Source organism: Ensifer sp. WSM1721, from assembly GCF_000513895.2.
Lineage (GTDB): Bacteria > Pseudomonadota > Alphaproteobacteria > Rhizobiales > Rhizobiaceae > Sinorhizobium.
Map to the genome: position 1 here is coordinate 1,557,516 of NZ_CP165782.1, position 26,195 is coordinate 1,583,710.

General features: G+C 62.6%; 31 protein-coding genes. 20 read left to right on the forward strand and 11 right to left on the reverse strand.

Annotated elements, in window-relative coordinates; all coding sequences use genetic code 11:
• The first annotated feature begins 76 nt into the window (after positions 1–76).
• Both M728_RS07635 and M728_RS07640 read left to right on the forward strand, forming a co-directional pair.
• On the forward strand, positions 77–1,573 hold the full coding sequence (locus tag M728_RS07635) for a DEAD/DEAH box helicase (RefSeq protein ID WP_026623102.1): 1,497 nt from the start codon (positions 77–79) through the stop codon (positions 1,571–1,573).
• Between the two features lie 10 nt (positions 1,574–1,583).
• Positions 1,584–1,991: an NUDIX domain-containing protein gene (locus tag M728_RS07640; protein ID WP_026623101.1), complete on the forward strand. Its 408-nt coding sequence runs from the start codon at positions 1,584–1,586 to the stop codon at positions 1,989–1,991.
• 72 nt (positions 1,992–2,063) lie between these two features.
• Here M728_RS07640 and M728_RS07645 read toward each other — a convergent pair whose 3' ends face one another.
• The 7 genes from M728_RS07645 to M728_RS07675 form a co-directional block, all read right to left on the reverse strand.
• Positions 2,064–2,381: a TfoX/Sxy family protein gene (locus tag M728_RS07645; protein WP_026623100.1), complete on the reverse strand. Its 318-nt coding sequence runs from the start codon at positions 2,379–2,381 to the stop codon at positions 2,064–2,066.
• 3 nt (positions 2,382–2,384) lie between these two features.
• The gene (locus M728_RS07650; RefSeq protein WP_026623099.1) at positions 2,385–4,001 is read right to left on the reverse strand and encodes an NTP transferase domain-containing protein; all 1,617 of its coding nucleotides are present in this window, start codon (positions 3,999–4,001) and stop codon (positions 2,385–2,387) included.
• Positions 3,998–4,699 carry an XdhC family protein gene (locus M728_RS07655; protein WP_026623098.1) on the reverse strand — a complete coding sequence of 234 codons (702 nt, stop codon included), beginning with the start codon at positions 4,697–4,699 and terminating at the stop codon, positions 3,998–4,000. The genes M728_RS07650 and M728_RS07655 overlap by 4 nt, the downstream gene beginning before the upstream one ends.
• Positions 4,700–4,702: 3 nt before the next feature.
• Entirely contained in the window at positions 4,703–5,035 is a 333-nt protein-coding gene (locus M728_RS07660; RefSeq protein WP_026623097.1) for an XdhC family protein, read from the reverse strand.
• Positions 5,036–5,139: 104 nt separating this feature from the next.
• A complete protein-coding gene (locus M728_RS07665; protein WP_034884602.1) occupies positions 5,140–6,399 on the reverse strand; it encodes a VWA domain-containing protein in 1,260 nt (419 codons plus the stop codon).
• A 4-nt stretch (positions 6,400–6,403) separates the two neighbouring features.
• Positions 6,404–7,330 (reverse strand): MoxR family ATPase, encoded by a 927-nt coding sequence (locus M728_RS07670; RefSeq protein WP_026623095.1) that lies wholly within the window; start codon positions 7,328–7,330, stop codon positions 6,404–6,406.
• A gap of 23 nt (positions 7,331–7,353) precedes the next feature.
• Complete coding sequence (locus tag M728_RS07675; RefSeq protein ID WP_051441076.1) at positions 7,354–7,845, reverse strand: flavin reductase family protein; 492 nt, start codon at positions 7,843–7,845, stop codon at positions 7,354–7,356.
• Positions 7,846–8,039: 194 nt separating this feature from the next.
• On the opposite strand from M728_RS07675, the gene M728_RS07680 reads away from it, so the two are divergent.
• From M728_RS07680 to M728_RS07710, 7 genes are all read left to right on the forward strand, one after another.
• On the forward strand, positions 8,040–9,128 hold the full coding sequence (locus M728_RS07680; protein WP_026623093.1) for a branched-chain amino acid ABC transporter substrate-binding protein: 1,089 nt from the start codon (positions 8,040–8,042) through the stop codon (positions 9,126–9,128).
• The gene (locus M728_RS07685; protein ID WP_026623092.1) at positions 9,125–10,132 is read left to right on the forward strand and encodes a P1 family peptidase; all 1,008 of its coding nucleotides are present in this window, start codon (positions 9,125–9,127) and stop codon (positions 10,130–10,132) included. Before M728_RS07680 ends, M728_RS07685 begins: the two co-directional genes overlap by 4 nt.
• A 79-nt stretch (positions 10,133–10,211) precedes the next feature.
• Positions 10,212–10,892 (forward strand): ribulose-phosphate 3-epimerase, encoded by a 681-nt coding sequence (rpe, locus tag M728_RS07690; RefSeq protein WP_026623091.1) that lies wholly within the window; start codon positions 10,212–10,214, stop codon positions 10,890–10,892.
• Complete coding sequence (locus tag M728_RS07695) at positions 10,889–11,626, forward strand: DUF2259 domain-containing protein (protein ID WP_026623090.1); 738 nt, start codon at positions 10,889–10,891, stop codon at positions 11,624–11,626. Before rpe ends, M728_RS07695 begins: the two co-directional genes overlap by 4 nt.
• Positions 11,626–12,183 (forward strand): hypothetical protein, encoded by a 558-nt coding sequence (locus tag M728_RS07700; RefSeq protein ID WP_026623089.1) that lies wholly within the window; start codon positions 11,626–11,628, stop codon positions 12,181–12,183. The genes M728_RS07695 and M728_RS07700 overlap by 1 nt, the downstream gene beginning before the upstream one ends.
• Positions 12,184–12,246: 63 nt before the next feature.
• Entirely contained in the window at positions 12,247–13,554 is a 1,308-nt protein-coding gene (gene purB, locus M728_RS07705; RefSeq protein ID WP_026623088.1) for an adenylosuccinate lyase, read from the forward strand.
• A 117-nt stretch (positions 13,555–13,671) separates the two neighbouring features.
• Positions 13,672–13,977: a PilZ domain-containing protein gene (locus M728_RS07710; RefSeq protein WP_026623087.1), complete on the forward strand. Its 306-nt coding sequence runs from the start codon at positions 13,672–13,674 to the stop codon at positions 13,975–13,977.
• 81 nt (positions 13,978–14,058) lie between these two features.
• On the opposite strand, the gene M728_RS07715 is transcribed toward M728_RS07710, so the two are convergent.
• A complete protein-coding gene (locus tag M728_RS07715) occupies positions 14,059–14,889 on the reverse strand; it encodes a DUF2189 domain-containing protein (protein WP_051441075.1) in 831 nt (276 codons plus the stop codon).
• 163 nt (positions 14,890–15,052) lie between these two features.
• Here M728_RS07715 and M728_RS07720 point away from each other — a divergent pair, with 163 nt between their 5' ends.
• On the forward strand, positions 15,053–15,607 hold the full coding sequence (locus tag M728_RS07720; protein WP_026623086.1) for an alpha/beta hydrolase: 555 nt from the start codon (positions 15,053–15,055) through the stop codon (positions 15,605–15,607).
• Positions 15,608–15,684: 77 nt separating this feature from the next.
• On the opposite strand, the gene M728_RS07725 is transcribed toward M728_RS07720, so the two are convergent.
• Complete coding sequence (locus tag M728_RS07725; protein ID WP_026623085.1) at positions 15,685–15,999, reverse strand: DUF1476 domain-containing protein; 315 nt, start codon at positions 15,997–15,999, stop codon at positions 15,685–15,687.
• Positions 16,000–16,231: 232 nt separating this feature from the next.
• Here M728_RS07725 and purC point away from each other — a divergent pair, with 232 nt between their 5' ends.
• The 4 genes from purC (at position 16,232) to M728_RS07745 (ending at position 18,530) form a co-directional block, all read left to right on the forward strand.
• Positions 16,232–16,996, forward strand: coding sequence for a phosphoribosylaminoimidazolesuccinocarboxamide synthase (gene purC, locus M728_RS07730; protein WP_026623084.1), 765 nt, complete (start codon positions 16,232–16,234; stop codon positions 16,994–16,996).
• A gap of 18 nt (positions 16,997–17,014) precedes the next feature.
• On the forward strand, positions 17,015–17,257 hold the full coding sequence (gene purS, locus M728_RS07735; RefSeq protein ID WP_003531405.1) for a phosphoribosylformylglycinamidine synthase subunit PurS: 243 nt from the start codon (positions 17,015–17,017) through the stop codon (positions 17,255–17,257).
• Between the two features lie 145 nt (positions 17,258–17,402).
• Complete coding sequence (purQ, locus tag M728_RS07740; protein WP_026623083.1) at positions 17,403–18,074, forward strand: phosphoribosylformylglycinamidine synthase subunit PurQ; 672 nt, start codon at positions 17,403–17,405, stop codon at positions 18,072–18,074.
• Positions 18,075–18,125: 51 nt separating this feature from the next.
• Positions 18,126–18,530 (forward strand): hypothetical protein, encoded by a 405-nt coding sequence (locus M728_RS07745; RefSeq protein WP_026623082.1) that lies wholly within the window; start codon positions 18,126–18,128, stop codon positions 18,528–18,530.
• Positions 18,531–18,636: 106 nt separating this feature from the next.
• Here M728_RS07745 and M728_RS07750 read toward each other — a convergent pair whose 3' ends face one another.
• Together M728_RS07750 and M728_RS07755 are read right to left on the reverse strand one after the other, a co-directional pair.
• The gene (locus tag M728_RS07750) at positions 18,637–18,948 is read right to left on the reverse strand and encodes a DUF1330 domain-containing protein (RefSeq protein ID WP_026613997.1); all 312 of its coding nucleotides are present in this window, start codon (positions 18,946–18,948) and stop codon (positions 18,637–18,639) included.
• A gap of 293 nt (positions 18,949–19,241) precedes the next feature.
• Positions 19,242–19,484, reverse strand: coding sequence for a DUF1127 domain-containing protein (locus M728_RS07755; protein WP_245269841.1), 243 nt, complete (start codon positions 19,482–19,484; stop codon positions 19,242–19,244).
• A gap of 82 nt (positions 19,485–19,566) precedes the next feature.
• On the opposite strand from M728_RS07755, the gene M728_RS07760 reads away from it, so the two are divergent.
• The 6 genes from M728_RS07760 (at position 19,567) to M728_RS07785 (ending at position 26,147) form a co-directional block, all read left to right on the forward strand.
• Positions 19,567–20,985, forward strand: coding sequence for a PLP-dependent aminotransferase family protein (locus M728_RS07760; protein ID WP_026623081.1), 1,419 nt, complete (start codon positions 19,567–19,569; stop codon positions 20,983–20,985).
• Positions 20,986–21,168: 183 nt separating this feature from the next.
• The gene (purL, locus tag M728_RS07765; protein ID WP_026623080.1) at positions 21,169–23,397 is read left to right on the forward strand and encodes a phosphoribosylformylglycinamidine synthase subunit PurL; all 2,229 of its coding nucleotides are present in this window, start codon (positions 21,169–21,171) and stop codon (positions 23,395–23,397) included.
• A gap of 127 nt (positions 23,398–23,524) precedes the next feature.
• Positions 23,525–23,758: a BolA/IbaG family iron-sulfur metabolism protein gene (locus tag M728_RS07770; protein WP_014328481.1), complete on the forward strand. Its 234-nt coding sequence runs from the start codon at positions 23,525–23,527 to the stop codon at positions 23,756–23,758.
• Positions 23,759–23,763: 5 nt separating this feature from the next.
• Entirely contained in the window at positions 23,764–24,009 is a 246-nt protein-coding gene (locus M728_RS07775; protein ID WP_026623079.1) for a hypothetical protein, read from the forward strand.
• A gap of 212 nt (positions 24,010–24,221) precedes the next feature.
• On the forward strand, positions 24,222–24,557 hold the full coding sequence (grxD, locus tag M728_RS07780) for a Grx4 family monothiol glutaredoxin (protein WP_026623078.1): 336 nt from the start codon (positions 24,222–24,224) through the stop codon (positions 24,555–24,557).
• Positions 24,558–24,908: 351 nt separating this feature from the next.
• Positions 24,909–26,147: a multidrug effflux MFS transporter gene (locus M728_RS07785; protein ID WP_026623077.1), complete on the forward strand. Its 1,239-nt coding sequence runs from the start codon at positions 24,909–24,911 to the stop codon at positions 26,145–26,147.
• Positions 26,148–26,195 lie beyond the last annotated feature (48 nt).

The following is a 26,195-nucleotide window of genomic DNA, read 5'->3' on the forward strand; positions in this document are numbered from 1 at the left end:
AGCGCCGCCACATGCTGGTGCATTTTCCATCGATCGATCAGTGTTCTATTGAACCGGAACGGAAACAGTCCCCCCTTTGACCAATTTTGCTGACCTTGGCCTGAGCCAAAAAGTTCTCTCCGCCGTTACCGACGCGGGCTATACAACGCCGACACCTATTCAGCTCGGCGCCATCCCGCCGGCACTGCAGCGACGTGATATTCTCGGCATCGCGCAAACCGGAACAGGAAAAACGGCATCCTTCGTGCTGCCGATGCTGACGCTGCTGGAGAAGGGACGCGCCCGCGCCCGTATGCCGCGCACGCTGATCCTCGAACCGACGCGCGAGCTTGCGGCGCAGGTTGCGGAGAACTTCGACAAGTACGGCAAGAATCACAAGCTCAACATCGCGCTTCTGATCGGCGGCGTCTCCTTCGAAGAACAGGATCGCAAGCTCGAGCGCGGCGCCGATGTCCTGATCTGCACGCCCGGCCGCCTGCTCGACCATTGCGAGCGCGGCAAGCTGCTGATGTCCGGTGTCGAGATCCTCGTCATCGACGAAGCCGACCGCATGCTCGACATGGGCTTCATCCCGGATATCGAGCGCATCGCAAAGCTCATCCCCTTCACCCGGCAGACGCTGTTCTTCTCGGCGACGATGCCGCCGGAGATCCAGAAGCTTGCCGATCGCTTCCTACAGAACCCGGAGCGCGTGGAGGTTACGCGCCCCGCCTCTGCGGCGACAACGGTGACACAACGTTTCGTCGCCTCGCATGCGAAGGATTACGAGAAGCGCGCCGTGCTTCGCGATCTCATTCGCGCACAGGATGATCTGAAGAACGCGATCATCTTCTGCAATCGCAAGAAGGATGTCGCCGAGCTTTTCCGTTCGCTCGACCGCCACGGCTTTTCCGTCGGCGCGCTGCATGGCGACATGGATCAGCGTTCGCGCATGGCGATGCTTGCCAACTTCAAGGACGGGAACATCAAGCTGCTCGTCGCCTCCGACGTCGCGGCGCGAGGACTGGACATTCCCGATGTCAGCCACGTCTTCAATTTCGACGTGCCGATCCATGCGGAAGATTATGTCCATCGCATCGGCCGCACCGGTCGTGCCGGTCGCTCCGGCGCGTCCTTCACCATCGTCACGAAGCGCGACGCCAAGTTCTCCGACGCCATTGAGAAGCTCATTGGCAATAAGGTCGAGTGGCTGAACGGCGATCTTTCCGAATTGCCGGAGCCGATGGAGAGCCACGACAGCCGGCGTGATCGCGGGCGCGATGGCCGCAGGGACCGGAAGAAGGATGCGGAACGCCCCGGCAAGGCGCGTGCCGAGCACAACGCCCGGAACAACGGTGCAGAGGAACTCGAACCAGTTGCCGAAAGGGTCGACGCGGTGAAGACCGAACGCAATGCCGACAGCAGGAATGGCCACGCAGGCCGCAGCGACCGTCCCGGCCGTGCCCAAAATGCCGCCAACGACGACAATCGTGATCGCCGCAACCGGAACCGCCGCGACCATGACGACGGTCCGACGCCGGTCGGATTCGGCGACGAGATCCCGGCCTTCATGCTGATTGTCGGCAAGGCTTGATTACGGAGCTATGGCTTCTCCTGGCATCGACTTCCCCGGTCTCGGTTGCGGTCTTGCCATCCTGCGTGACGGCAAGATCTTGCTCTGCCGCCGCCTGAAGGCGCCGGAGGCAGAGCACTGGAGCATCGTCGGCGGCAAGGTCGACCACATGGAACGCTCCGAGGATGCCGCCCGACGCGAGGCGGAGGAGGAAAGCGGCCTCTCGATTCATTCGACGCGCTTTCTTTGCATCAGCGAACAGATGATCGAAGCCGATCGGCAACATTGGATCTCGCTGATCTACGCGACCGAGGATTTCTCCGGCGAGCCGCGCCTCACCGAACCAGACAAGATCTCGCAGATTGGCTGGTTCGACCTCACCGCACTGCCCCAGCCCTTGTCGCGCTTCGCCGCGGACGCGATTCGCGCGCTCGGTTAGCGGGAGCAATTCCAGGAAAAGTGTGTAACGGGTTTCCGTCCGAAATTGCGGAGGTTCAAAGAGCTAGCCGTTCTACTTCTTCGCCCTGAGCGCGGCCGCATAGGCCAACTTCACCCAACGGGCCATTTCGTCCGGGTCGTCGTAGGCCGCTTCAGGAATGCTCCAATAGGGCATCTTTACCGGCTTGCCTTTGCCTTCATAGGTCCATTGCCGGCTGCCTGCTTCCTCCAGTTCCTGGGCCGACTGCGCGTCGCCTTTCAGAAGGATTTCGCCATTCACCTCGACCGCAAGGATCGCCCCTTCGTAATAGATGCCCTTGCCACCGAACATGCGGCGGATCGTGACGGGTCCTAGGGTTTCGAACATTTCCTCGATCGCCGCATTGTCCATCATTCACTCCTTCAGGACGCCGCCCGCCGCCACGATTGCCTCGGGCGTATCGAGGTCAAGGCGGGCGGCCGCACCCAGTTCGACATCGATTACCGGAAGACCGCACCGCTCCACAATATGTCTCGCTCCGACGTCGCCGACGAGTTCGCGCACGGCGGCGAAGGTTTCCCTCGGCAGAATGACCGGATTGCCGCGCTGCCCATCTGCCACCGCTCGCACGACAGCTTGCCCCGCTTCGGCATCAAAAGCCGCAATCAGCTTCGAGAGATGTTCGGACCCGATGCCCGGCATGTCGGCGAGCATCACCAAGATTCCGCTAACCGCATCCCCCACCGATGCGAGGCCCGCCACCAGCGAGGATGCCATGCCGCTGGCATAGTCGGGATTGGAAACGAACGTGACCGGCAGGCCAGCGAGCGCGGCCCGTATCTCGTGCTCGCGGTGTCCGGTAACAACGACGACCTTGCCATCGCCGGCCGCAAGCGCTGCTTCAGCTGAGCGGCGAACAAGAGGAACACCGTTGAACTCGGCAAGAAGCTTGTGCCTGCCCTCCGGCCCCATCCGGCTTGCCCGGCCGGCCGCCAGCACGACGATCGCCACCGGGCCTGGCCGGTCGCTGACCGCCTTCTCCCGCGGCTGCGGCCGTGTCGGTATCTCCTTGAGCAGGCCGCCGACGCCGAGCCCGGTAATATCGGCTGGGCTGGGCCACTCGCCGGCGAGCAGACGGTCCAGTATCCAGTCGAAGCCGTTCTCCCTTGGGCTTCGGGCACAGCCCGGCGCGCCAAGAACAGGGATTTTACCCAAGCGGCCGAGGATGAGCAGGTTGCCGGGATCGACGGGCATGCCCACGTGCTCGACCACGCCGCCGGCGCGCCGAATAGCGGCGGGCACGACATCTTGCGGGTCAGCCACCGCCGAGGCGCCGAAGACGATGATCAGATCATGAGCAGCCTTCACCTCGGCGATCGCGGCCGCGACCGCCTCCTCGGCATGGGCGACGCGCAGTTCGGTGTCGATACGACTTCCGGACTGCAGGGGCCGCGCCGCAAGGACGGCGCGCGTCTTGTCCATCACCTGGAGCTTGAGCGATGGCAACTCAGTTGCAATCAAGGCGGCGCGCCGCGCCGTGAACGGCTTCACCTCGAAGGCAGGCTCGGCGCGCAACAAAGCGGCAGCTTGCTCGATCGAGGCGCCTGGAACGGCAAGTGGAATGATCTTGATCGTCGCGACCATGTCACCGGCGTCGACGGCGACGTGATCGGCAAGACAGGCGAGCGTGATCGCCGGATCAATCCGGTTCAATCGGTCGACGACGACGTGATCGGCGACGAAAAGGCCGGCAACGGTCGCATAGATGTTGACCCGACCGGTCGCCGCTTGCGAGAAACGGAGGTGATCCGGGGCGATCGCGGCGGCGACGCACGCCGCCGCCTCGTTTTCCGGCAGATCGCCCGCCTCCAGCCGAGCGGCGACAACCTCCGCCACGTCCGCTTCGGCAAGCGCCGCGACATCGGCGGCGCTGAGGCGATGGCCCTTGGCGAGCTTCAATGTGCCGGCCTTTAGCGCATGCGCGAGGATTGCGCCTTCCGCCTCAGCGAGCGGCACGGAACCGAACCTCATGGCGTATCTCCTGCGCCGCTGAGATCGCGCCGGAAAGCGTCAATGATTTCCGCCAGAACGGCGACGGCAATCTCTGCGGGGCTCGCGGCGCCTATGTCGAGGCCGATCGGCGCCCTGATTCGTTCGATCGCTTCCGCGGAGACGCCAGCCTGTAGCAGTCGTTCGACGCGGGCCGCGTGGGTCTTGCGGCTGCCGAGCGCGCCTACATAGAAGCATCCGGCCTCCAATGCGGCACGGATCGGATAATCGTCGATCTTCGGGTCGTGGGTCAGGGCGGCGAGCGCCGTGTAACGATCGAGCGGCCGCCCGGACAGAACATCTTCCGGCCAGTCGGCAACAAGCTCGACGCCTTTGAAACGCTCGGCGGTCGCAAAGGCGGTCCGCGGATCGATGACTGCCATGTCGAAGCCCGCGACGGGCGCAAGGCGGGCCAGGGCCTGCGAGATGTGAACCGCGCCGATGACGACGATGCGCGGCGACGGCAAGTGAACGTTGAAGAACAGAGATCGCCCTTCGATTGTTGCAGCCCAGGGCCGACCGGTGCGGAGCGCCCCCGAAATCGCCGCATCCCATTCGGCTGGAAAGTCGGCTCCCTCGAGGAAAACCTGCGCGCGGCCCTCCGCAAGATCGGTGACGACGACAGCCGCCCGTCGCGCTGCTCGGGCCGCATTGAGTGTCTGGAGTGTGGAAAGTTTCATCGTTCAGCCGTCAATTCGCTCGACATAGATGCGGATTCGACCGCCGCAGGAAAGTCCTACCCGCCAAGCGGTTTCGTCGGCGACACCGAATTCTAGGATTTTCGGAACGCCGGACGCGATCACATCCGCGGCCTCGGCAATGACGGCCCCCTCGACGCAACCGCCCGAGACCGAGCCCTGGAAATTGCCCTCTCGATCGATGACCAGATGACTGCCGGCAGGACGGGGCGCTGAGCCCCAAGTCTCGATGACCGTGGCAAGAGCCACGGCACGTCCCTGGACGCGCCACGCTTCGGCAGTTTCCAAGGGGTCGAGGGCGTTCGGCTCATCTAGCATCGCATGCACTCCGGTTTCGTTCCCTTAGATCGTGGCGATTCTCGATCGAAGCAAGCCACATGATCGTGATTGCTCTATCGCCCTTTGGCCGAATGCCGTGAATCTCACAGCCGCTGTTCGCCCCTCGCCCCATTCAGGAAGCGTCGCGGATCGGCGTCGCGCGTCCTCTGAGCGGAGAGCGATTTCACCAGCTCTGCGACGGATTCGAGATTGTGCACCGCCCGAAACTCGTCGACATGCGGCAGCATTGCCCTGACGCCGCGGGCGCGCGCCTCGAAACCGTCGAATCGCAAAAGCGGATTGAGCCAAATGAGACGTCGGCAAGAGCGATGCAGGCGGTCGATCTCGATCTGCAATTCGGTCGTGTCGTCGCGCTCGAGCCCATCGGTTATCAAGAGTACGATGGCCCCCTGCCCGAGCACCCGGCGCGACCAGCGGCGATTGAACTCGCGAAGTGTCTCGCCGATGCGTGTCCCGCCGGACCAGTCCTCGACGGCCGCAACGCATTCGTCGAGCGCTTCATCGGGGTCGCGGTAGCGCATCTGACGGGTGACATTCGTCAGCCGCGTGCCGAAGAGAAACGTGTGGACCCGATGCCGCTGCTCGGTCAACGCGTGTAGGAAATGCAGGAAAACGCGAGTGTACTGACTCATGGAGCCGGATATGTCCGCGAGCACGACGAGCGGCGGATGAACGCGGCGCGGCTCGCGAAAGCGCGGCAGGATGAAATCGCCCCCCAGCCGCATGGCGTCGCGCATGGTCGCTCTAGGATCGATCCGCCTCGGCCGATGCGAAGTCCGATAGCGTCGCGTCCGCACTCGATCGAGCGGCAGCAGCAGAGAGGAGAGCGCCTTCCTGGCCTCGACGATCTCGGCCGCGCTCATTTGGGCAAAATCCGCTTTGCGGAATAGCTCCCGACCAGAGGCGGTATAGCGCGCGTCGATCTCCATTTCCGGCGCTTCCCGCGGCGGCCCGGCGTCCTGCCGTGCGGCAAGAAGAGAATCGCTGACACGCGCTTGGCCGGGGCGCCGCCGGTCTTCGCGGCGCTGCGGCAAGACCGGCGACATCAGTGCGATCATCTTGCTTACGAGATCCCGTGGACGCCAGAAAAGTCGAAATGCTTCGTCGAAGAGCGCCTGATCTTCGTGCCGCTTGACGAAGATACACTGGAGCGCCGCGTAGAATTCAGCACGCGATCCGATCCCGATCAGGCTCACGGCGTTGATGGCATCCGCGATGGCGGTGGGTCCGATCCTCAACCCCGCGCGCCTGAGAGCCCGGGCGAAGAAGACGATATTGTCGGCGAGCCGTCCTTCTCCGGGCGGCGACGGAAGCTCGAGACCATCGATACGCGGCTCAGTCATGACTTCAATCCTGCGCCAGCTCGGCCCTCACCTCGGCAAGCAGCCGCCGCCCCTCCGCGCCTTCAATCCTGGCGATATCGTCCTGGTATTTGAGAAGGGTGCCGAGCGTATCGGCGACCGTTTCGGGATCGAGCGCCAGCGCGTCGAGCTCCGTCAGTGCCGTCGCCCAGTCGATCGTCTCGGCGACTCCAGGGTTCTTGAAGAGATCGACCGATCTGAGCTTCTGCACGTAAGCCACGATCTCACGGGAGAGCGTCGCGTTGCAGCCCGGCACCTTGCGGCGAATGATCTCGAGTTCCTGCGCCGCCTTTGGATAGTCGACCCAATGGTAGAGACATCGCCTCTTCAGCGCATCGTGGATTTCGCGCGTGCGGTTTGTGGTGATGATGACGATCGGCGGTTCGCTGGCCTTGATCGTGCCGAGTTCGGGGATGGTGACCTGAAAGTCGGACAGCACTTCGAGGAGGAATGCCTCGAATGCTTCGTCGGTCCGGTCGAGCTCATCGATCAGGAAGACCGGCGCGCGCCCGGCGACCGTCGAAATCGCCTGCAAAACCGGGCGGCGGATTAAGAACCGCTCCGAGAAGATGTCGCTTTCGATCCTTTGCCGGTCAACCGTGCCGGTCGCCTCCGAAAGCCGGATCTCGAGCATCTGCGCCGGATAGTTCCATTCATAAACGGCCGAAGCGACGTCGAGGCCTTCGTAACATTGTAGGCGGATCAGAGGGCGGTCGAGCGACTGGGCGAGCACCTTGGCGATCTCGGTCTTGCCGACGCCTGCCTCGCCTTCGAGGAAGAGTGGACGCTTCATTCGGAGCGCCAGAAAGAGAACGGTCGCGAGAGCGGTGCCGGCGAGATAATCATGTGCCTCCAGCATTGCGATCGTCTCGTCGATCGACTGGGGCAGCTTCCCTGTCTCGTGTCGCGCCATGTTTCCTCCGCAGGCAGGGAAACTTATAGCGTGCGATATCCCCGGTCCACATAAATGAGCGGCGGCTGCTTCTCGCCGATCTGCACGTCGACCACTTCGCCGAAGAGGATGAGGTGCGTGGCCATGATCCTAGCCTCGATCAGGCGGCAATCGAAGGCGGCAACCGCATCGACGAGGACCGGGGCACCGGTCATGCGCTGAGTCCATCGCCCGAGTGCGAAGCGGCGGTCCATGTCAAGCTGATCGCGGCCCGAAAAGGCATGCGCCAAGGCGAGATGCTGGCCGCCGAGGAGATTCAAGGCAAAGCTGCCGCCGCGCGAGAAGATATCGTTGCGCCGGTTGGCGGCATTGAGGCAGGCGAGCACTGTCGGTGGATCGTCCGAGACGGAGCAGGAGGCGGTGATCGTCACGCCGCGCCGTTCCCCGCCGTCGGCCGCAGTGATCAACTGCACATGCGACGACATGCGACTCATCGCGGCACGATAGGTTATCGGGTCCAGCCGGGTCTTCTCCAACACATCTCGCTCCGGAACATGTCTCGCTCATACATAGACTCTCGCCGAAAATATGAAACCCAACGGAACGAGAATCTTGCGGATCCGCGGCCATTGAGGTCGCGGCGACGACAAAGCCCGACACAGGAACAATCTTTTCCTTTGACGACCGGGGCCACATCCTTAAAACATGGCGGTCGATAGCGGGAAAACTCATGTTCAGATCGATCGTTTCGAGCCTTTTCGTCGCCGCACTGGCGCTGAGCAACCCTGCGTCCGCCGCCGGATTGAAGGTCGCCGTAGTCGCTCCCGGCGATGGCCCCTTTGCCATGCTGGGAAGACAGATCATGGACGGGGCGACCTTCCAGGCGACGGACCGCGGCAGCGAGGTGATTCCGATCGGCGAAAGCTGCGATCCGGCGGGTGGCGAGGCCTTGAAGAAGGCGCTGCTTGCGAGCGGCGCGGAGGCGGCCATCGGATTCCTCTGCACGGAGAGCCTCGAGGCAGCATTGCCGGCCCTCGCAGAAGCCGGCATCCCCGCGATCACCGTCGGCGTCCGTTCCGACATCCTGATGGAAGACGCTCTCAAGAAGAAATGGCCGTTCTACCGACTTGCACCAAACGGCAAGGCCGAAGCTGCGGCGATCACCGACGTCATCATATCGAACTGGCAGGGCAAGCCGCTCGCCCTCATCGATGACGGGACGATCCATAGCCGCGAGCTTGTCGAGAGCGTCCGCAATGCTCTTGCCGAGATCGGGGTGACACCCGTCTTCACCGATACTTACCGCCCCGCGCAGGAACAGCAGGTAAGCCTCGTTCGGCGGCTGGCAAAGAGCGGCGCAACCCACGTCTTCACCGGCGGCGACCGGTTTGACACGGCCGTGATCGCACGCGATGCCAAAGCGGAAAATGTGGCGATAACGCTCCTCGGCGGCGACGTGCTTAACGCCGCCGATCTCGACGTGCCGCTTGAGAACGGCGTGCTTGCCGTGACGATACCCGATCCGGCGCGATCTCACGAGGCAGCGGCTGTCGTCGATGCGATGCGCGCCGCGAAGATCGAACCGGACGGCTATGCGCTTCCCGCCTTCGCGGCCATATCGATTCTCGAGCAGGCAAAGGATCAGGCAGCAAAGGACGGCAGCGCCCTTACGGAAGCGCTCCTGAAGGGCCCCTTCCCGACTGTGCTCGGGCCCATTCAGTTCAATACCGCTCATGAGCGGGCGGAGACGCCCTTCGGGCTGATGCAATGGCAGGACGGCCGTTTCGTTGATGCTTCGAATGCAGGCAATGCGGAATGATGCGCCGAGGGCCGAACAATCTGATTACGGACGTCGCCGGAGTGCTCGTCGGTAATGCCGAGGATCACCGTCTGAAATCCGGCGTCACTGCCGTGCTCTGCGATCCGCCGGCGACAGCCGCGGTGCAGGTGCTCGGAGGCGCGCCCGGCACGCGCGAAACCGATCTGCTCGCGCCGCACAACACGGTCCAGGCCGTCGACGCGGTCGTGCTTTCCGGTGGCTCCGCGTTCGGCCTCGACTCCGCCTCGGGCGTGCAGGCGGCACTTCGTGAAATGGGGCGCGGTTTTGCGGTCGGACCGCACCGGGTTCCGATCGTGCCGGCGGCGATCCTGTTCGATCTCGCCAATGGCGGAGAAAAGAATTGGGGACGCTTTTCCCCCTATCGTGATCTCGGCTACGAAGCAGCTCGTGCGGCGGCGCCGACTTTTGCGACCGGGACCGCCGGTGCGGGAACGGGCGCCCTCACGGCCACTTTCAAGGGCGGTCTCGGTTCTGCATCCACCGTCCTGGCCAATGGGGTCGCCGTCGGCGCCCTTGTCGCCGTCAACGCCGTCGGTTCGGCAACGGTGAGTGACACACGCCATTTCTGGGCCGCTCCCTTTGAATTGGACGGCGAGTTCGGCGGGCTGGGCCAGCCCTCTCCATGGCCACAGGATGCGGACATCCCACGGTTCAAGTTCCGCGAAAGCCAGGCGGCGGGCACAAATACGACCATTGCGGTCATTGCCACAGACGCGGTTCTCACCAAGGCCGAAGCGAAGCGCTTGGCGATTGCCGCCCATGACGGCTTTTCCCGCGCGCTGTGGCCGTCGCATACACCGCTCGACGGCGATCTCGTCTTCGCGCTTTCAACCGGCGCCAGCGGCAAGACACTGCTGCTGCAGGATTTCATCGACCTCAGCGCCGCGGCGGCGGCCACGATGGCGCGCGCCATTGCGCGCGGGGTTCACGATGCGCGTAACACCGGCGACGATTTGATACCCGCCTGGTCCTCGCGTTCGTGAACAGCGCCCGGCGCGATTTCTTCTCGGCGGTTGTTCGGACGGTGGTGGGATGCTATGGCGCCAGAAAGAGCCGGAGCCTATGATGACACATCCCATTCGCATTGCCCCGTCGATCCTGGCGGCCAACTTTTCCAAACTCGGCCAGGAGGTTCGCGATGTCGTCGATGCCGGCGCCGACTGGATCCATCTTGACGTCATGGATGGCCACTTCGTGCCGAACATCACCTTCGGACCGGACGTCATCAAATCGCTGCGCCCTCATACGCAGGCGACTTTCGATTGCCACCTGATGATCTCCCCTGCCGACGCCTTCCTGGAAGCTTTTGCCAAGGCCGGCTGCGACATCATTACCGTCCATGCCGAAGCCGGCCCGCATTTGCATCGCTCACTGCAGACCGTGCGCTCTCTTGGCAAGAAGGCGGGCGTCTCGCTCAACCCGGCGACACCGGAGAGCGCCATCGAATACATCCTCGACACGGTCGATCTGATCCTGGTGATGACGGTCAACCCCGGTTTCGGCGGTCAGAAGTTCATCACCGCCATGGAGGAGAAGATCCGGCGCATCAAGGCGATGGTCGGGGACAGGCCGATCGAGATCGAGGTGGATGGCGGCATCGCGCCGGAAACGGCGGACGTCGTTGCCCGGGCCGGTGCAAACGTGCTGGTCGCCGGTTCCGCCATATTCAAGGGCGACTCGGTCGAGACCTATCGCCGCGCCATCGAAGCCATTCGTTCTCCGGCGGAGAAGGCCCGCGCATGATGGGGCGTTCGGCCATCGCAGGTGTGGTGCTGGCCGCAGCGGTTGCCGCGGACGCTCTCGCCGGCGACTATGCCGCGCTTCAGCCGATCGGCTTTTCATCCGACGGCAATGTCTTCGCCTTCGAGGAATATGGCGTCCAAGACGGCTCCGGTTTTCCCTATTCGACAATCTACGTCCTCGACACGCGCACCGACAGCTTCCTGCCCGGAGCACCCGTGCGCGCGGTGGTCGAGGAGGACGGGGGCGGTCTGCACCGGGCGCGCAGCGAAGCTCGCGGCCGCGCTGCGCCACTGATCGATGCCCATCGCCTCGCCGAGACACCCGGAATATTGGTCGCCTACAATCCAATAACCGAAGCAGGTGCCGCGCCGCATGTGCTGCGCTACGACGCCTTTCCCGCCGACGCTCCCTTCCGCAAAACCTATACGCTGAAGCTTGAGGAAAAGAGCTTCGAGCCGGAGGGGATCTGCAAGGATTTCCTGAAAGAGGTCAAAGGCTTCCGCCTGACGATGACCGAAAAGGCCAATAAGCCTGCGGCGGACGTGCTTCAGGACGACCTGCGAATTCCGCAGAGCCGGCGCTGCCCAATGGGCTATCGCATTGGCGGCGTCGTCACTCGCATCAATGACCATGGTTCCGAGGTGCACGTGGCGATGATCCTGGTCAAGTCGCTCGGTTTCGAAGGCTCGAGGGACGGCCGCTGGATTGCGGTGCCGATCCGGATTCGGGGATGATGGAGGAGGAAGCGGCGGTTCGAGCCATAGCGGAGCACCCGGACGCGGCCCTGCCGAAGCCTTCTCGTTTCGCGCATTCCTTTCCGACCCTGCAGGAGATCCTGATCGGCGCTCCCTGTTGGGGTCTCACCATGGCGCTGTCGGCGTGGCTTGCGCTCTCGCTTCGCGAGAACGAAGCCACGTTCCACTTGAAGAGCATCCTTGTGCTCTACGCTTCCGGCGGCCTGCTGGCTTGGCCGCCCTCGTTGTTAGCCGCTCGCTATGCGGCCCGGGGGCGCACGACCTCAACGCGCTTCGCCGCCTTCCTGCTCTGCCTGATCGCAGGCACAATCGGCGCAACGGCGCTACTCTTCGCGCTCGACTACCGGATTTTCTACGCGCAGTGGCACGCGACGGCCGGCACGCGCACCTGGTTCTTCCAGTTGGCGTTCACCTCGGCTGGCGCCATTTACCAGTTTCTGGTCCTAGGCGTCCGGCTCTACCTGCCGCTCGCTGTTCTGGCGCTGGTCGTCGCAAGCCTGGTGCTCGCACGTTCGGATGCGCGGCAACGGCGTTGAGCTTCACTGTCATCTTTGATAGAGGCACAGCCATCCTCCACTGACGACGAAAGCGTGAAGCCCATGATCCCCCGTTATTCCCGGCCGGAAATGGTGGCCATCTGGTCGCCGGAAACGAAATTCCGCATCTGGTTCGAGATCGAGGCGTACGCCTGCGATGCGTTGGCCGAAATCGGCGTCATCCCAAAGGAAGCGGCCAAGACCATTTGGGAAAAGGGCGGCGCGGCGACATTCGACGTCGCCCGCATCGATGAAATCGAGGCGGTCACCAAGCACGATGTCATCGCTTTCCTCACCCATCTTGCGGAATTCGTCGGACCCGACAGCCGCTTCGTGCACCAGGGCATGACGTCGTCCGACGTGCTCGACACCTGTTTCAACGTGCAGCTCGTGCGGGCGACCGACCTGCTCCTTGCCGACATCGACAAGCTGCTCGAGGCGCTGAAGCGCCGAGCCTTCGAATACAAGGATACGGTGACGATCGGCCGCTCGCACGGGATCCACGCGGAGCCCACCACCTTCGGCGTCAAGCTTGCGCTCGCCTATGCGGAGTTCGACCGCTGCAAACAGCGCCTTGTCGCCGCCCGCGAGGAGATCGCGACCTGCGCCATCTCCGGCGCGGTCGGCACTTTCGCCAACATCGACCCGCGGGTCGAGGAACATGTGGCGAAGGCACTCGGGCTGAAGCCGGAACCCGTCTCGACGCAGGTGATCCCGCGCGACCGCCACGCGATGTATTTCGCGACCCTCGGCGTCATCGCTTCCTCGATCGAGCGCTTGGCGACCGAAATCCGGCATCTGCAGCGTACCGAAGTGCTGGAGGCGGAGGAATATTTCTCGCCGGGCCAGAAAGGCTCCTCCGCGATGCCGCACAAGCGCAATCCGGTGCTGACGGAGAACCTGACAGGCCTTTCGCGCATGGTGCGCGCCTTCGTCGTCCCGGCCATGGAAAACGTGGCGCTCTGGCACGAACGCGACATCTCGCATTCCTCGGTCGAGCGCATGATCGGACCCGACGCGACCGTAACGCTCGATTTTGCGCTGGCACGGCTGACCGGCGTGATCGACAAGCTCGTCGTCTATCCGGAGAACATGATGAAGAACCTGAACAAGTTCCGCGGGCTTGTTCATTCGCAGCGTGTTCTCCTCGCCCTCACCCAGGCCGGCGTGTCGCGCGAGGATGCCTATCGGCTTGTCCAGCGCAACGCGATGAAGGTTTGGGAAGAGGGCAAGGATTTCCTCGAAGAACTGCTCGGCGACGCCGAGGTGCGTGCGGCGCTTTCCGAGGAGGCAATCCGCGAGAAGTTCGACCTCGGCTATCACACCAAGCACGTCGACACGATCTTCCGTCGCGTCTTCGGCACAGCGTAAGCCTTGCTGTCGTCCGCATTCGGCGTTCTTCGCTCAAATGCGGGCGATTTCTTTAGCGGCTCCTTAGATATTGCGTGGAAAAAATCGAAGCCTGCGAGATCAGGTTTCGAGGAAGCCATGGCGTACAAGGACAGCGTTCAGCGCGTCTCCCCGCGTAACGATACCAAGATAACAGGAACGGTCACCTGCAAGACCGGTTCGAGCAGCGGCATCGTGCGTGACCTTTCCGAAGAAGGCATTTGCTTCCAGCTCCTCTTCGATATCGGTGCCCGGACCGGACAGGAAGTGACGATCCGCAGCGAAGAGCTCGGCTTTCTCACCGGCATGGTGCGCTGGGTTCGCGGCGACAGGATCGGCATCAAGCTGAACCTGTCGTCGAATACGGCGGCCCAGATCTCGTCCTATTACAAATTCTTTCGCTGATCGGCGACCTCGGCACGTGCATCGAAATACGGCGCGCGCAATGCAATGCGGCTTTGCGCGTGCCTTCTCGTGCTGGGTGGGTCAGAGAGCCTGGTCGCGCCTACCGACCGCGTCGCCCCCTGCGGGTTCCACCAGCTTGCGATAGAGGTGCCAGGTGGCGTGGCCGAAGATCGGCATGATCACGGCAAGCCCGACGAAGACCGGAATCGAGCCGAGCACTAGGCCGGCAGCGATGATCAGCCCCCAAAGGGCAACCGGCACGGGATTGGCAAGCGTCGCCCTCACCGATGTCTCGATCGCCGTGAATGCTCCGACGTCGCGATCAAGCAGCAGCGGGAACGTCACAACGCTGATCGAAAGCACGATCACCGCGAAGACGAAGCCAACGAGATTGCCGACGACGATCAGATTCCATCCCTGCTCCGTGCCGATGATATTGTTCCAGAACTCGGAAATCGTGGCCGGAGGGGTTGGGCCGAACATGGTTACGTAAAGGCCCTGGGCGACCAGCAGCCAGACAATGAAGATCACGAACAGCAGGCCGGCGACCGCGAGGATCGATGGGATCGCCGGGTGGCGGTGGAGCCGCATGGCATGCGGCCATCGCGCGTCCATGCCGAGTTCGCGGCGCCTGCTGATCTCGTAGAGAGCGATGGCCGCAACCGGCCCGATGAGGGCAAAGCCGGACGCGAGCGGATAGAGCAGCGGCAGCATATTCGCGCCCGCGCTCCAGGTCATCAGCACGACGCCGGCGACGGGATATATGAGACACAGAAAAACATAATGCGACGGCTTCTCGCGGAAGTCATCCAGCCCGAGCCGCAACGCATCGAACACATCTGCAATGCCAATCTTTCGTATGCCGGGCGCGACAGTCGTATTCGTTCCCGACAGAACATGGAAGGTTGTCATGGCTCACACTCCTCAACGAACCAGAGCGGCCACGGACCCGCGACAGCGGCGAAAAAATGGGCCGCTGTCAAACCGCGACCGACAAGTCCGATTATACAGAAAACGCGGCCTCTGTCGCCTCCGCCTTGACTTCGGCTCTTTTCGCCTCCAAATCGCGGCGATCATGAAGGTCTCCGAAGCTCATATTCTCATCGTTCCGGGCTATACCAACTCCGGCCCCGGCCATTGGCAGACCCGTTGGGAGCGCAAGCTCTCGACCGCGCGCCGCGTCGAGCAGGTGGAATGGTCGAAGCCGGTGCGCGAAGATTGGGTGGCGCGCATGGTCGAGGAGGTCAACGCAGCCGAAAAGCCGGTCGTCGTCATCGCCCATTCACTTGGAGTCGCAACAACGGTCCACGCCCTGCCGCATTGCACGCGCAAGATCGCCGGCGCATTCCTGGTTGCGCCGCCGGAGGTCGCCAACCCCAATATCAGACCGAAGCATCTGATGACCTTCGGTCCCTATCCCCGCGATCCCCTACCCTTCCCGTCGATTATGATCGCCAGCCGCAACGATCCGTTCGGCTCCTACGAACACGCGGGCGACATCGCCAATGCCTGGGGATCGCTGCTGATCGATGCGGGCGATGCCGGCCATATCAACACGGAATCGGGCCACGGCCCTTGGCCCGAAGGCTCGATGGTCTTCGCCCAGTTCCTGAGCCGCCTGCGGGCCTGACTTCGGGCGGTTCCGGCAAAGAAATACCGCCCGACTTCGGTCGGGCGGCAGCAAAGCTGCAGCAATGTCCGAGAGGTTCAGCTGCCCTGAACCTGTTCGACCGCTTCGGCCAGCAGCTCAAGCATGCGAACGCGAATGTCATCCTCGGATTGGGCAACGCCGGCGGCGTCGAAATCGGCCTTGATCTTGCGTACGACGTCTTCATGCCCGGCCTCCTCGATGTCGGCCGCGACAACCTCGCTGGCATAGGCTTCCGGGTCGGCCTTGTTGAGAAGACCGGCGGCCCAAAGGCCGAGCATCTTGTTGCGGCGCGCCACGGCCTTGAACCTCAATTCTTCGTCCAGCGCGAACTTCGCCTCGAAGGCCTTCTCGCGATCCTGCATCGTGGTCATCAATCGATCTCCATAAAAAAATTCCTGCCGGAAGCAATTATCGCCATAAACCAAAACGCTCTTGAAAGTGCAATGCGCCTTTTCGCCTTTGCTGACTTTCATGATACCCTAATCTAAATCGGGGAATGGGAAGACACGCCGATTGTGAAATGTCTTCTTTTCGGATATGGACCCGCTGAGAAAATTCCCAAATGCGCTACCCAAGAGCGCCAACAACCACAGAGACAAATCCATGAATCGTCGCCGCCGTATTTACGAGGGCAAGGCCAAGATCCTTTATGAGGGTCCGGAGCCGGGCACGCTGATCCAGTTCTTTAAGGATGATGCGACCGCCTTCAACAAGAAAAAGCATGACGTCATCGACGGAAAGGGCGTGCTCAACAATCGTATTTCCGAATACATCTTCACGCATCTGAACAGGATCGGCATTCCGACGCATTTCATCCGCCGCCTCAACATGCGCGAGCAGTTGATCAAGGAAGTGGAGATCATCCCGCTCGAGATCGTCGTGCGCAATGTTGCCGCGGGGTCGCTCGCCAAGCGCCTCGGCATCGAGGAAGGCACCGTCCTGCCACGCTCGATCATCGAATTCTACTACAAGGCCGACGCGCTCGATGATCCGATGGTTTCGGAAGAGCACATCACCGCCTTCGGCTGGGCGAGCCCGCAGGAACTCGACGACATCATGGCGCTCGCCATCCGCATCAACGATTTCCTTTCCGGCCTCTTCCTCGGTGTCGGCATCCAGCTCGTCGACTTCAAGATCGAGTGCGGCCGCCTCTACGAAGGCGACATGATGCGCATCGTTCTCGCCGACGAGATCTCGCCGGATAGCTGCCGTCTCTGGGATATCGAGACGAAGGAGAAGATGGACAAGGATCGGTTCCGCCGCGACATGGGCGGTCTGGTCGAAGCCTATCAGGAAGTGGCCCGCCGCCTCGGCATCATCAACGAGAACGAGCCGCCGCGCGGCTCTGGTCCGGTGCTGGTCAAGTAATTTTCGGGGAAAACAGAAGTGATCAAGGCACGCGTAACCGTGACGCTGAAGAACGGCGTTCTCGACCCGCAGGGTAAGGCAATCGAAGGTGCGCTCGGTGCGCTTGGCTTCGACGGCATCGGCCAGGTCCGCCAGGGCAAGGTCTTCGACCTGCAGCTCGAAACGGCCGACAAGGCCAAGGCGGAAGCCGACCTCAAGGCCATGTGCGAGAAGCTGCTCGCCAACACCGTCATCGAGAACTATAGCATTTCCCTCGCCTAAAACCGTGAGGGAACAGCGCTCGTTGGGTTGATGTACTGGCGTGGGCAGCCGACGTTGCCGATGTCGAATCGCGAAGATCGATCCCTGCGGTGCGTTCGAAACAGCCTCGGAAACCGTTCCGGGGCAAAGGCAAGGTAGGTACGTCATGAAGTCAGCCGTCGTCCAGCTTCCAGGCCTCAATCGCGACCGTGACATGATCGCGGCGCTCACCAAGATTTCCGGCAAGGCGCCGGTCACCGTGTGGCAGACCGAGACGGAAATCCCGGATGTCGACCTGATCGTCATCCCCGGAGGGTTCTCCTATGGCGACTATCTGCGCTGCGGCGCGATCGCCGCGCGCATGCCGGTGATGCAGGCGATCAAGGCCAAGGCGGAGCAAGGCGTGCGCGTCCTCGGTGTCTGCAACGGTTTCCAGATTCTCGTCGAAGCGGGTCTCCTGCCGGGAGCGCTGATGCGCAACGCCTCGCTGAAATTCGTCTGCCGCGAAGTGAAGCTCGAAGTCGTCAATCCCGAAACGGCTTTCACCCGCGCCTACGCCAAGGGCCAGGTGATCCGCACTCCGGTTGCTCACCATGACGGCAACTATTTCGCCGATGCGGAAACGCTGAAGACGATCGAGGGCGACGGCCAGGTCGTGTTCCGCTATGCAGAGGGCACGAATCCGAACGGCTCGATCAACGACATCGCCGGCGTGATGAATGCCAAGGGGAACGTGCTCGGCATGATGCCGCATCCGGAAAATCTGATCGAAGTGGCCCATGGCGGCTCTGACGGACGCGGAATCTTCGCATCCGCGCTCGACGTAATCGCTGCTTAACCTTATCGCTGCTAGAAGGCGGCATCGATCGTCAGCCGAGCGGGGCCGCCAATGTCATCCATGAATCACGGACGTTTAATCGCGCTCGCCTGCGCTTCCGCAAGTTTGGCGCTCGTGGCCGCCTGCCAATCGAAACCTCCCGCGCCGGCGGCGAGTACTGCAGCATTGCCGACCATGGAGCGGGTGGCGCTCGGCGCCAATGCCTGCTGGTTCAAGTCGGGTGACGCCGCCTTCAAGGCCTATCGTCTTGCCCCGGAACTCAATTCGTTCTCCGGAAGGCCGCGCATTTTGCTTGTGCCGCGCAAGTCGCCCGAGGCGCGACCGCTAGCAGTTATCCAAGCCGAGGGTCACCCCGCTCGTCTGCAGGCATTCGGACCGCTTCTGAGCGATCCCGTCGGCACGCGCATCGCAACGGACGTCCGCCGCTGGGCCGCCGGCGGCCAGGGCTGCAGCTAAACCGAGCACCGGGCGCCCGCAATTCGACCTGCAGCACGATCCGTCTCGACATACCGTCAGGCACCTGAGTTTGAGCCGCCTTTCGCAGGCCGGCTCAACATGGGCATTATGGAGCCGATGGCTGGGCGCCGTCGTAACCTTCGACAATCGCCAGGTCCATCACGGACTTGCCCTGCCGAAGCGCCATGGCTTTCGCATACTCGGGCGAGTGATAGCACTCCACCGCCGCGTCATATGTCGGGAATTCGATCAGGACAATGCGCGAACGCAGCTTTCCCTCAGGCGCTTCATATTGGCCACCACGGGTGAGAAAGCGCGCGCCGTACTTTCGAAACGCATTCGCATTCTCCGCTTTGTAGGCTTCGTATCCCTCCGGATCGGTCACATCGACAGAGGCAACCCAGTATCCCTTCGCCATCGCTTCCCTCCAATTGCTATTCGGCAGGGCCAATAGGGCTGCACGATACCATTTTGACGCGTATCGCGACATACGCCATGCGCATCGGCATTCTGCGGAGCCGCCTCTCCGGGGATTCCGACTGTTCGGTGAGCCGGTGGCTCCCTCCTGCCAGGGCAGTGGAGCCGCCGCCGCCTTCTCCCCGTGCGCGCTAAAGCGCGTCGCGTTCAATCGAATTCATGCGACGCGCTTTAGGTCCTTGTTGGTGCATGTCGTTTGTCCCAAAACCGATGCACACTGTTGGGCGACATGCATTAGCGCCAGAACGGAACGGCCGCCTCTCTCCGAGCCTCCGCCTCCGTCACTCCGATGTCCGTGAGGAGGTGCGCGCTCAGTTCGTCAAGGGCCAAGCGGCTGCGCCTCTTGGCGGCCAATGCGCAGTAGAAATGCCAGAGTCGCGACAGCAGGTTCCGCTCCGCGCCTTGCCCACCATAGGCGAACCGGCTTCGCGCATAGGCCGCGTCTCGCCCCGGGTGAATTGCATCGATTGCACTCATTGTCATCACCATTGCATTGTTTGAATTCTCCTAGACAGAGATAATTGACACCATTGGCGATGCAATATAGAGAATTGTCACTATGACAACTTGGCTTCCCGACATACAGCAGGGGCACGGACCGCTCTACGCGCGGATCGCGGACCAGATCGAGCAGGCGATCGGCAACGGGACCCTGCCCGCCGGCACGAAGCTGCCGCCGCAGCGCAATCTCGCTTTCGACATCGGCGTGACGATCGGCACCATCGGGCGCGCGTACAACATCGTACGGGAGCGCGGCCTCGTCAGCGGCGAGGTCGGGCGCGGGACGTATGTGCTCGATCATCCGGAGAGCCGGCCGGCCGAGCAGTCCGATCCCTTGACCACCTCGCTCGCTGGAACGCGACCACTTATCGCACCGGCGGGCAAGCTGCGTTTTGACAGCACGGCCGCGCCGGACATCGGACAAGGCGATGTTCTGGCGAAACTGCTGGGTGACATCAGTCGCGAGCATTACGCGGACATAGCCAGCTACGCCCGCAACTTTCCGGATCATTGGTTCGAAGCAGGCTCGCTGTGGTTGGCACGCGGCAATTTCCAGCCGCCGCCGGAAAGCGTCGTGCCCACGCTCGGCGCGCATGCCGCCGTGGTCGCGGTGATTGCCGCCATCACCTCGCCGGGCGATCGTATCGCGTTCGAGACATTGACCTATTCACAAATCAGCCGAAGCGCCGGCCTCATCGGCCGGCGGATCACATTGGTGGAGAGCGACGAGTTCGGGCTGCTCCCGGACGACTTCGAGCGCGTATGCGCGCAGCAGCACCCGAAGCTCGCCTTCCTCATGCCCGGCGCCCAAAACCCGACGGTCGCGGTGATGCCGCTTGACCGGCGCCAGGCGATCGTTGAGATCGCGCGCAAATACGGCGTCTGGCTCGTGGAGGACAATCTCTACGGCGCGATGACTGGCGATCCGATCCCGTTGCTGGCGGAACTCGCGCCGGAGCGGACCTTCCTTGTCGGCGGGCTTTCGAAGTCGGTCGCCGCCGGGGTGCGCGGCGGCTGGGTCGCTTGCCCGCCTCACTTCAGCCAGCGCATTCGCGTGGCCCATAAGATGGTGAGCGGCGGCCTGCCTTTCATCCTTGCCGAGCTCTGCGCCCGGCTCGTACTTTCCGGATCGGCATCGGTCCTGCGCAACCGCGGCGTCGAGGAGATCGGCGCCCGCGAAGCGATGGCGCGCGAAATCTTCTCAGGCTTCTCGTTCAACTCTCATCCGAAGGTGCCGTTTCTCTGGTTGAAGCTGCCGGAACCCTGGCTGTCCGGCACTTTCAAGCAGGCGGCGTTGCAAGAAGGCGTGCTCGTCGACGACGAGGACGAGTTCAAGGCGGGACGCGCCGACCGGGTCTTTCATCGCATTCGCATCGGCTTCTCCTCGCCCGTCAATCGATCCGACGTGCGGACAGGATTTGAAATCCTGCGCCGATTGCTCGATAGCGGACGCGCCGGCTACGACAGCTTCGACTGAGACCTTTCTACGCGCCGCCGCCGGCCCTGCCCGCCCTGTTGATCGACCGTATTTTTCTGTCGCGCCGCGCGGCAGCATAGGCTAAAGAAGCCGCAAAGCGCCCCATAATGTCTATTTGCGGTTCGCACGCGCCGTGTCCCTCCCGGAAGGGGTGCGCGCCGCCCGAAGGATTGACGGTCGATGATGACGATTTCCAACACCCGCCCCATCACCCCGGACCTGATCGCCTCGCACGGGCTGAAACCAGACGAATATGAGCGGATCCTGGGCCTGATCGGGCGCGAGCCGACCTTCACGGAGCTCGGCATCTTCTCCGCCATGTGGAACGAGCACTGCTCCTACAAGTCCTCGAAGAAGTGGCTGCGGACGCTTCCGACCAAGGGCCCGCGCGTCATCCAGGGACCCGGTGAGAACGCCGGCGTCGTCGATATCGATGACGGCGACTGCGTCGTCTTCAAGATGGAAAGCCACAACCATCCGTCCTACATCGAACCCTACCAGGGAGCCGCGACCGGCGTCGGCGGCATCCTGCGCGACGTCTTCACTATGGGCGCGCGTCCGATCGCCGCGATGAACGCGCTGCGTTTCGGCTCGCCGGATCATCCGAAGACTCGCCATCTTGTTTCCGGCGTCGTCGCCGGTATCGGCGGTTACGGCAACTCCTTCGGCGTCCCGACGGTCGGCGGCGAAGTGGAGTTCGACGCGCGCTACAACGGCAACATCCTCGTCAATGCCTTTGCGGCGGGCCTAGCAAAGAGCGACGCGATCTTCTACTCGAAGGCGGAAGGCGTCGGTCTCCCCGTCGTCTATCTCGGCGCCAAGACCGGCCGCGACGGCGTCGGCGGCGCAACGATGGCATCCGCCGAGTTCGACGAGTCGATCGAAGAGAAGCGGCCGACTGTACAGGTCGGCGATCCCTTCACCGAGAAGTGCCTGCTCGAGGCCTGCCTCGAGCTGATGCAGACAGGCGCGGTCATCGCCATCCAGGACATGGGTGCTGCCGGCCTCACCTGCTCCGCCGTCGAGATGGGGGCCAAGGGCGATCTCGGCATCGAGCTCGATCTCGACAAGGTACCGGTGCGCGAAGAGCAGATGACGGCTTACGAGATGATGCTCTCGGAAAGCCAGGAGCGCATGCTGATGGTGCTGCGCCCGGAGAAGGAAGAGGAAGCCAAGGCGATCTTCGTCAAATGGGGCCTCGACTTTGCGATCGTCGGCAAGACGACCGACGACCTGCGCTTCCGCATCCTGCACCAGGGAGAAGAAGTCGCGAATTTGCCGATCAAGGAACTCGGCGACGAGGCACCGGAATATGACCGCCCCTGGACCCAGGCCAAGATGCCCTCGCCTCTCGCCACCAACGACATTCCGCAGGCCGATGTCGCCGAGGCGCTTCTGAAGCTGGTGGGCTCCGCCAACAATTCCTCCCGACGCTGGGTGTACGAGCAGTACGACACGCTGATCCAGGGCAATTCGCTGCAGCTGCCGGGCGGCGACGCCGGCGTGGTCCGCGTCGACGGCCATGAGGCCAAGGCGCTCGCCTTCTCCTCCGACGTGACGCCGCGCTATGTCGAGGCCGATCCGTTCGAAGGCGGCAAGCAGGCTGTAGCCGAGTGCTGGCGCAACCTGACGGCGACCGGTGCCCTGCCGCTCGCAGCAACCGACAATCTGAACTTCGGCAACCCCGAGCGGCCGGAAATCATGAGCCAGCTCGTGCATGCGATCAAAGGCATCGGCGAAGCCTGCCGCGCCCTCGATTTCCCGATCGTCTCCGGCAACGTCTCGCTTTACAATGAGACGAATGGCCAGGCGATCCTGCCGACACCGACCATCGGTGGCGTCGGCCTCATCAAGGACTGGTCGAAGATGGCGCGCATCCGTTTCGCCGGCGGCGGCGAGATAGTTCTGCTCGCCGGCGCACCGGAAGGATGGGGCACGCATATCGCCCAGTCGGTCTATATGCGCGACATCCACGGTCGCACCGACGGCCCGGCGCCGTATGTCGATCTGGCGCATGAGCGCAAAATCGGCGATTTCGTTCGCGCCCTGATCGAGGACGGGCTGGTTACGGCCGTGCATGACTGCTCCTCGGGCGGCCTCGCCCTTGCCGTTGCGGAAATGGCGATGGCCTCCGGCATCGGCGCGACGATCGCGATTCCGGAGAACGATCCGATTGCGGCCTTCTATGGAGAGGACCAGGGCCGCTATGTCGTGACGGTCGCTCCCGATAAGCTCGATGCGGTCGCCGCACGGGCGGCGGTCGCCGGCATCGACCTGCCGGTCATCGGCAAGACCGGCGGCGATGCGGTGAAGCTCGGAGATGCAAAGGCGGTCTCCGTCGGCGAACTGCGTTCCGCGCATGAAGCGTGGTTCCCCGACTACATGGGCGGTGATCTCGCGCCGGACAATTGACCGGAGCTACCGCTCGAAAGGGTCAAATCAGCATTTGCTTTCCGCCCCTGAATCGTGGTTCCCTTGATTCAGGCATGGCGGTCGGCAAGGCTGTCCGCCTGCAGAACAATAAGGGAGTTGGCGTATCATGCCCATGACACCAGGCGATATCGAAGACATGATCAAGGCCGGAATCCCCGGTGCTAAGGTCACGATCCGCGATTTGGCCGGTGACGGCGACCACTATGCCGCCGAAGTCGTGGCCGAAGCATTTCGCGGCAAGACCCGCGTGCAGCAGCACCAGATGGTCTACAATGCCCTGAAGGGCAATATGGGCGGCATCCTTCATGCACTCGCCCTTCAGACCAGCGCACCGGAGTAACCGGAATGGCCGACATGATCAAGGAGCTTGTCAGCGGCGTCGTTGACAGCGCGCTGAAGGAGATTCTCAGGAAGACTGGCGCGACGAGAACGGCGACGAGGCGAATGAAGCGCCGAACCGGGAAAACCAGACCGAGCGGCGGCATCCTCGCGGACATTATCGAAGCGGCGATCCGCAAACCGGCCAAGAAACAGGTGAGCCGTCGCCGCACGGCGGCGGCCCGGAGCAAGCTGCGTCGTCGCTCCGCCTGATATCTCGCAACCAGCACCGTGGCGCGTTGGATCCAAAGACCGGACGCTCGCAGGGGCCATTCGGATGCGACACGCTCAGGAGTGCTGCGGAAGCCGAACTTTGAGGGCCCATCAATATTTATGCGATTGGGTGATGAAAAGCATGCGCATGCGTGCTATCTAAGCTGCAATCTACATCCGGTCCTTGAAGCCGGCGCAGGAAGGAAGACATCATGAGCGGAATTCACGATTTCATCGACAACGAAGTCAAGAGCAACGACGTCGTTCTCTTCATGAAGGGCACGCCGCAGTTTCCGCAGTGTGGTTTCTCCGGCCAAGTGGTGCAGATCCTCGATTATGTCGGCGTCGATTACAAGGGTATCGACGTGCTCGCTGACGCGGACCTGCGCCAGGGGATCAAGGACTATTCCAACTGGCCGACCATTCCGCAACTCTACGTGAAGGGCGAATTCGTCGGCGGTTGCGACATCGTGCGAGAGATGTTCCAGGCAGGCGAACTGCAGTCGTTGCTTCAGGATCAGGGTATTTCGGTCAAGGGTGCCGCCTGACAGCTGTCCGGCAAGCACCTTCGCGATCCTCAAAAAAGGCGGAGTGACCGCCTTTTTCGATTCTGGAGATACATGCTGGGATTCTAATTTTCGACACGCTTCATGAGCAGGTGGCTGGGAAGCCTGCCTGAAGCACCTTTTGAATGCCTCGTTCACTGCCGTGCGTTAGGGGGAGTGAGTGTCTTGAATAATCTTTGGCACAGGGCCGGCAACCCGGCCGTACTGCGTTCTGCTCGAATACCATAAAAGACTGAGTTTATTTAGCGAACTTCAAATTTTGCACATGCCGCGCGTTGGCTCAGTGCGGCGATAACCGGCTGCGTGCGACCTGTAGCCGGCAGGATATGTGAAATGACAAAGCCAATAGACTACACCGCTGCCATCTCGGGACTGACGAAGGTGCAGTTCATCGCGCTTATGGCGATGCTGATGTCGATCAACGCGATCTCGATCGACATCATGCTGCCGGGGCTGCAGGAAATCGGCGCAAGCCTCGGGGTCGTCGATGAAAATGACCGGCAATACGTCATCAGTGCGTATCTGATCGGCATGGGCTGCGCGCAACTCTTCTTCGGACCGCTGTCCGACCGCTTCGGGCGAAAGGCGCCACTACTGGGCGGACTGGCGCTTTACGGCCTCTGCGCACTCGCAATCGTGTTCGTGCCGACCTTCTCGGCCCTGCTGGCCCTTCGTTTCGTGCAGGGCATAGGTGCCGCCGCAACCCGAGTCATCACCGTTTCCATCGTCCGGGACGTCTATGGCGGTCGTCAGATGGCGGAGATCATGTCGCTGGTCATGATGGTGTTCATGATCGTTCCCGTCGTCGCGCCGAGTATCGGACAATTGATCATGCTCTTTTCCGAGTGGCACATAATCTTCGTCGTGATTGCCCTTTTCGCGGCCGCGATCGCGGCGCCGGTAGCACTGCGCCTTCAGGAGACGCTCGCTCCAGCCAATCGGCGCGCCTTCACGGCCAAGGTGATAGCGGATGGCTTCCGTATCGTCCTTACGAACCGGCTGGCGCTCTTCTACACCCTGGCGACGTCGGCGCTCCTCGGTGGCCTTTTCGGCTTCGTCAACTCGGCGCAACAGATTCTCGTGGGGACCTACGGGCTCGGGATTTGGTTTCCGGCGGTCTTCGCTACCTTCGCCGGCATGATGGCCGTTGCCTCCTTCACCAACTCGCGTCTCGTCCAACGATTCGGCATGCGGGCGCTATCGCATGCAGCACTTCTCGGTTTCGCGCTGGCAAGCTTTGTGTGGATGTCCACCTCGCTGATGGGGCCGCTGTCGCTACCGCTCTTCGTCGTCCTGCTCACCGCAACGATGTTCCAGTTCGGCCTCATTGCGGCGAATTTCAACGCCATGGCAATGGAGCCGCTCGGCCATGTGGCAGGCACCGCCTCCTCCGTTCTGGGCTTCACGCAGACGATCGGCGGTGCGCTTATCGGTGCGCTCATAGGCCAGGCTTTCGACGGTACCGTGACACCGCTTGCGGTCGGTTTCTTCTTCGTCGCCGTCATCGCGTTTGCCTGCGTGCTGATCGCTGAAGGCGGCCGGCTTTTCAGACCGCACAATCCGGCGGGTTAGGGAGGACGCGAGCCGCCTCGTCCGCCAGTCCGATTTTTTCCTCCCGAA

What these genes read in the sequence shown, in the direction of transcription:
- M728_RS07720 (WP_026623086.1), top strand. Translation starts at nt 15,053, where the DNA reads ATGAAGGTCTCCGAAGCTCATATTCTCATCGTTCCGGGCTATACCAAC.
- purQ (WP_026623083.1), top strand. Translation starts at nt 17,403, where the DNA reads ATGAAGTCAGCCGTCGTCCAGCTTCCAGGCCTCAATCGCGACCGTGAC.
- M728_RS07770 (WP_014328481.1), top strand. Translation starts at nt 23,525, where the DNA reads ATGCCCATGACACCAGGCGATATCGAAGACATGATCAAGGCCGGAATC.
- M728_RS07665 (WP_034884602.1), bottom strand. Translation starts at nt 6,399, where the DNA reads ATGACTGAGCCGCGTATCGATGGTCTCGAGCTTCCGTCGCCGCCCGGA.
- M728_RS07750 (WP_026613997.1), bottom strand. Translation starts at nt 18,948, where the DNA reads ATGGCGAAGGGATACTGGGTTGCCTCTGTCGATGTGACCGATCCGGAG.
- M728_RS07650 (WP_026623099.1), bottom strand. Translation starts at nt 4,001, where the DNA reads ATGAGGTTCGGTTCCGTGCCGCTCGCTGAGGCGGAAGGCGCAATCCTC.
- M728_RS07755 (WP_245269841.1), bottom strand. Translation starts at nt 19,484, where the DNA reads ATGAGTGCAATCGATGCAATTCACCCGGGGCGAGACGCGGCCTATGCG.
- M728_RS07640 (WP_026623101.1), top strand. Translation starts at nt 1,584, where the DNA reads ATGGCTTCTCCTGGCATCGACTTCCCCGGTCTCGGTTGCGGTCTTGCC.
- M728_RS07645 (WP_026623100.1), bottom strand. Translation starts at nt 2,381, where the DNA reads ATGGACAATGCGGCGATCGAGGAAATGTTCGAAACCCTAGGACCCGTC.
- purC (WP_026623084.1), top strand. Translation starts at nt 16,232, where the DNA reads ATGAATCGTCGCCGCCGTATTTACGAGGGCAAGGCCAAGATCCTTTAT.
- purL (WP_026623080.1), top strand. Translation starts at nt 21,169, where the DNA reads ATGACGATTTCCAACACCCGCCCCATCACCCCGGACCTGATCGCCTCG.
- M728_RS07710 (WP_026623087.1), top strand. Translation starts at nt 13,672, where the DNA reads ATGGCGTACAAGGACAGCGTTCAGCGCGTCTCCCCGCGTAACGATACC.
- M728_RS07745 (WP_026623082.1), top strand. Translation starts at nt 18,126, where the DNA reads ATGTCATCCATGAATCACGGACGTTTAATCGCGCTCGCCTGCGCTTCC.
- M728_RS07715 (WP_051441075.1), bottom strand. Translation starts at nt 14,889, where the DNA reads ATGACAACCTTCCATGTTCTGTCGGGAACGAATACGACTGTCGCGCCC.
- rpe (WP_026623091.1), top strand. Translation starts at nt 10,212, where the DNA reads ATGATGACACATCCCATTCGCATTGCCCCGTCGATCCTGGCGGCCAAC.
- M728_RS07670 (WP_026623095.1), bottom strand. Translation starts at nt 7,330, where the DNA reads ATGGCGCGACACGAGACAGGGAAGCTGCCCCAGTCGATCGACGAGACG.
- M728_RS07695 (WP_026623090.1), top strand. Translation starts at nt 10,889, where the DNA reads ATGATGGGGCGTTCGGCCATCGCAGGTGTGGTGCTGGCCGCAGCGGTT.
- M728_RS07655 (WP_026623098.1), bottom strand. Translation starts at nt 4,699, where the DNA reads ATGAAACTTTCCACACTCCAGACACTCAATGCGGCCCGAGCAGCGCGA.
- M728_RS07700 (WP_026623089.1), top strand. Translation starts at nt 11,626, where the DNA reads ATGGAGGAGGAAGCGGCGGTTCGAGCCATAGCGGAGCACCCGGACGCG.
- purB (WP_026623088.1), top strand. Translation starts at nt 12,247, where the DNA reads ATGATCCCCCGTTATTCCCGGCCGGAAATGGTGGCCATCTGGTCGCCG.
- M728_RS07660 (WP_026623097.1), bottom strand. Translation starts at nt 5,035, where the DNA reads ATGCTAGATGAGCCGAACGCCCTCGACCCCTTGGAAACTGCCGAAGCG.
- M728_RS07760 (WP_026623081.1), top strand. Translation starts at nt 19,567, where the DNA reads ATGACAACTTGGCTTCCCGACATACAGCAGGGGCACGGACCGCTCTAC.
- M728_RS07785 (WP_026623077.1), top strand. Translation starts at nt 24,909, where the DNA reads ATGACAAAGCCAATAGACTACACCGCTGCCATCTCGGGACTGACGAAG.
- M728_RS07685 (WP_026623092.1), top strand. Translation starts at nt 9,125, where the DNA reads ATGATGCGCCGAGGGCCGAACAATCTGATTACGGACGTCGCCGGAGTG.
- M728_RS07725 (WP_026623085.1), bottom strand. Translation starts at nt 15,999, where the DNA reads ATGACCACGATGCAGGATCGCGAGAAGGCCTTCGAGGCGAAGTTCGCG.
- M728_RS07775 (WP_026623079.1), top strand. Translation starts at nt 23,764, where the DNA reads ATGGCCGACATGATCAAGGAGCTTGTCAGCGGCGTCGTTGACAGCGCG.
- grxD (WP_026623078.1), top strand. Translation starts at nt 24,222, where the DNA reads ATGAGCGGAATTCACGATTTCATCGACAACGAAGTCAAGAGCAACGAC.
- M728_RS07680 (WP_026623093.1), top strand. Translation starts at nt 8,040, where the DNA reads ATGTTCAGATCGATCGTTTCGAGCCTTTTCGTCGCCGCACTGGCGCTG.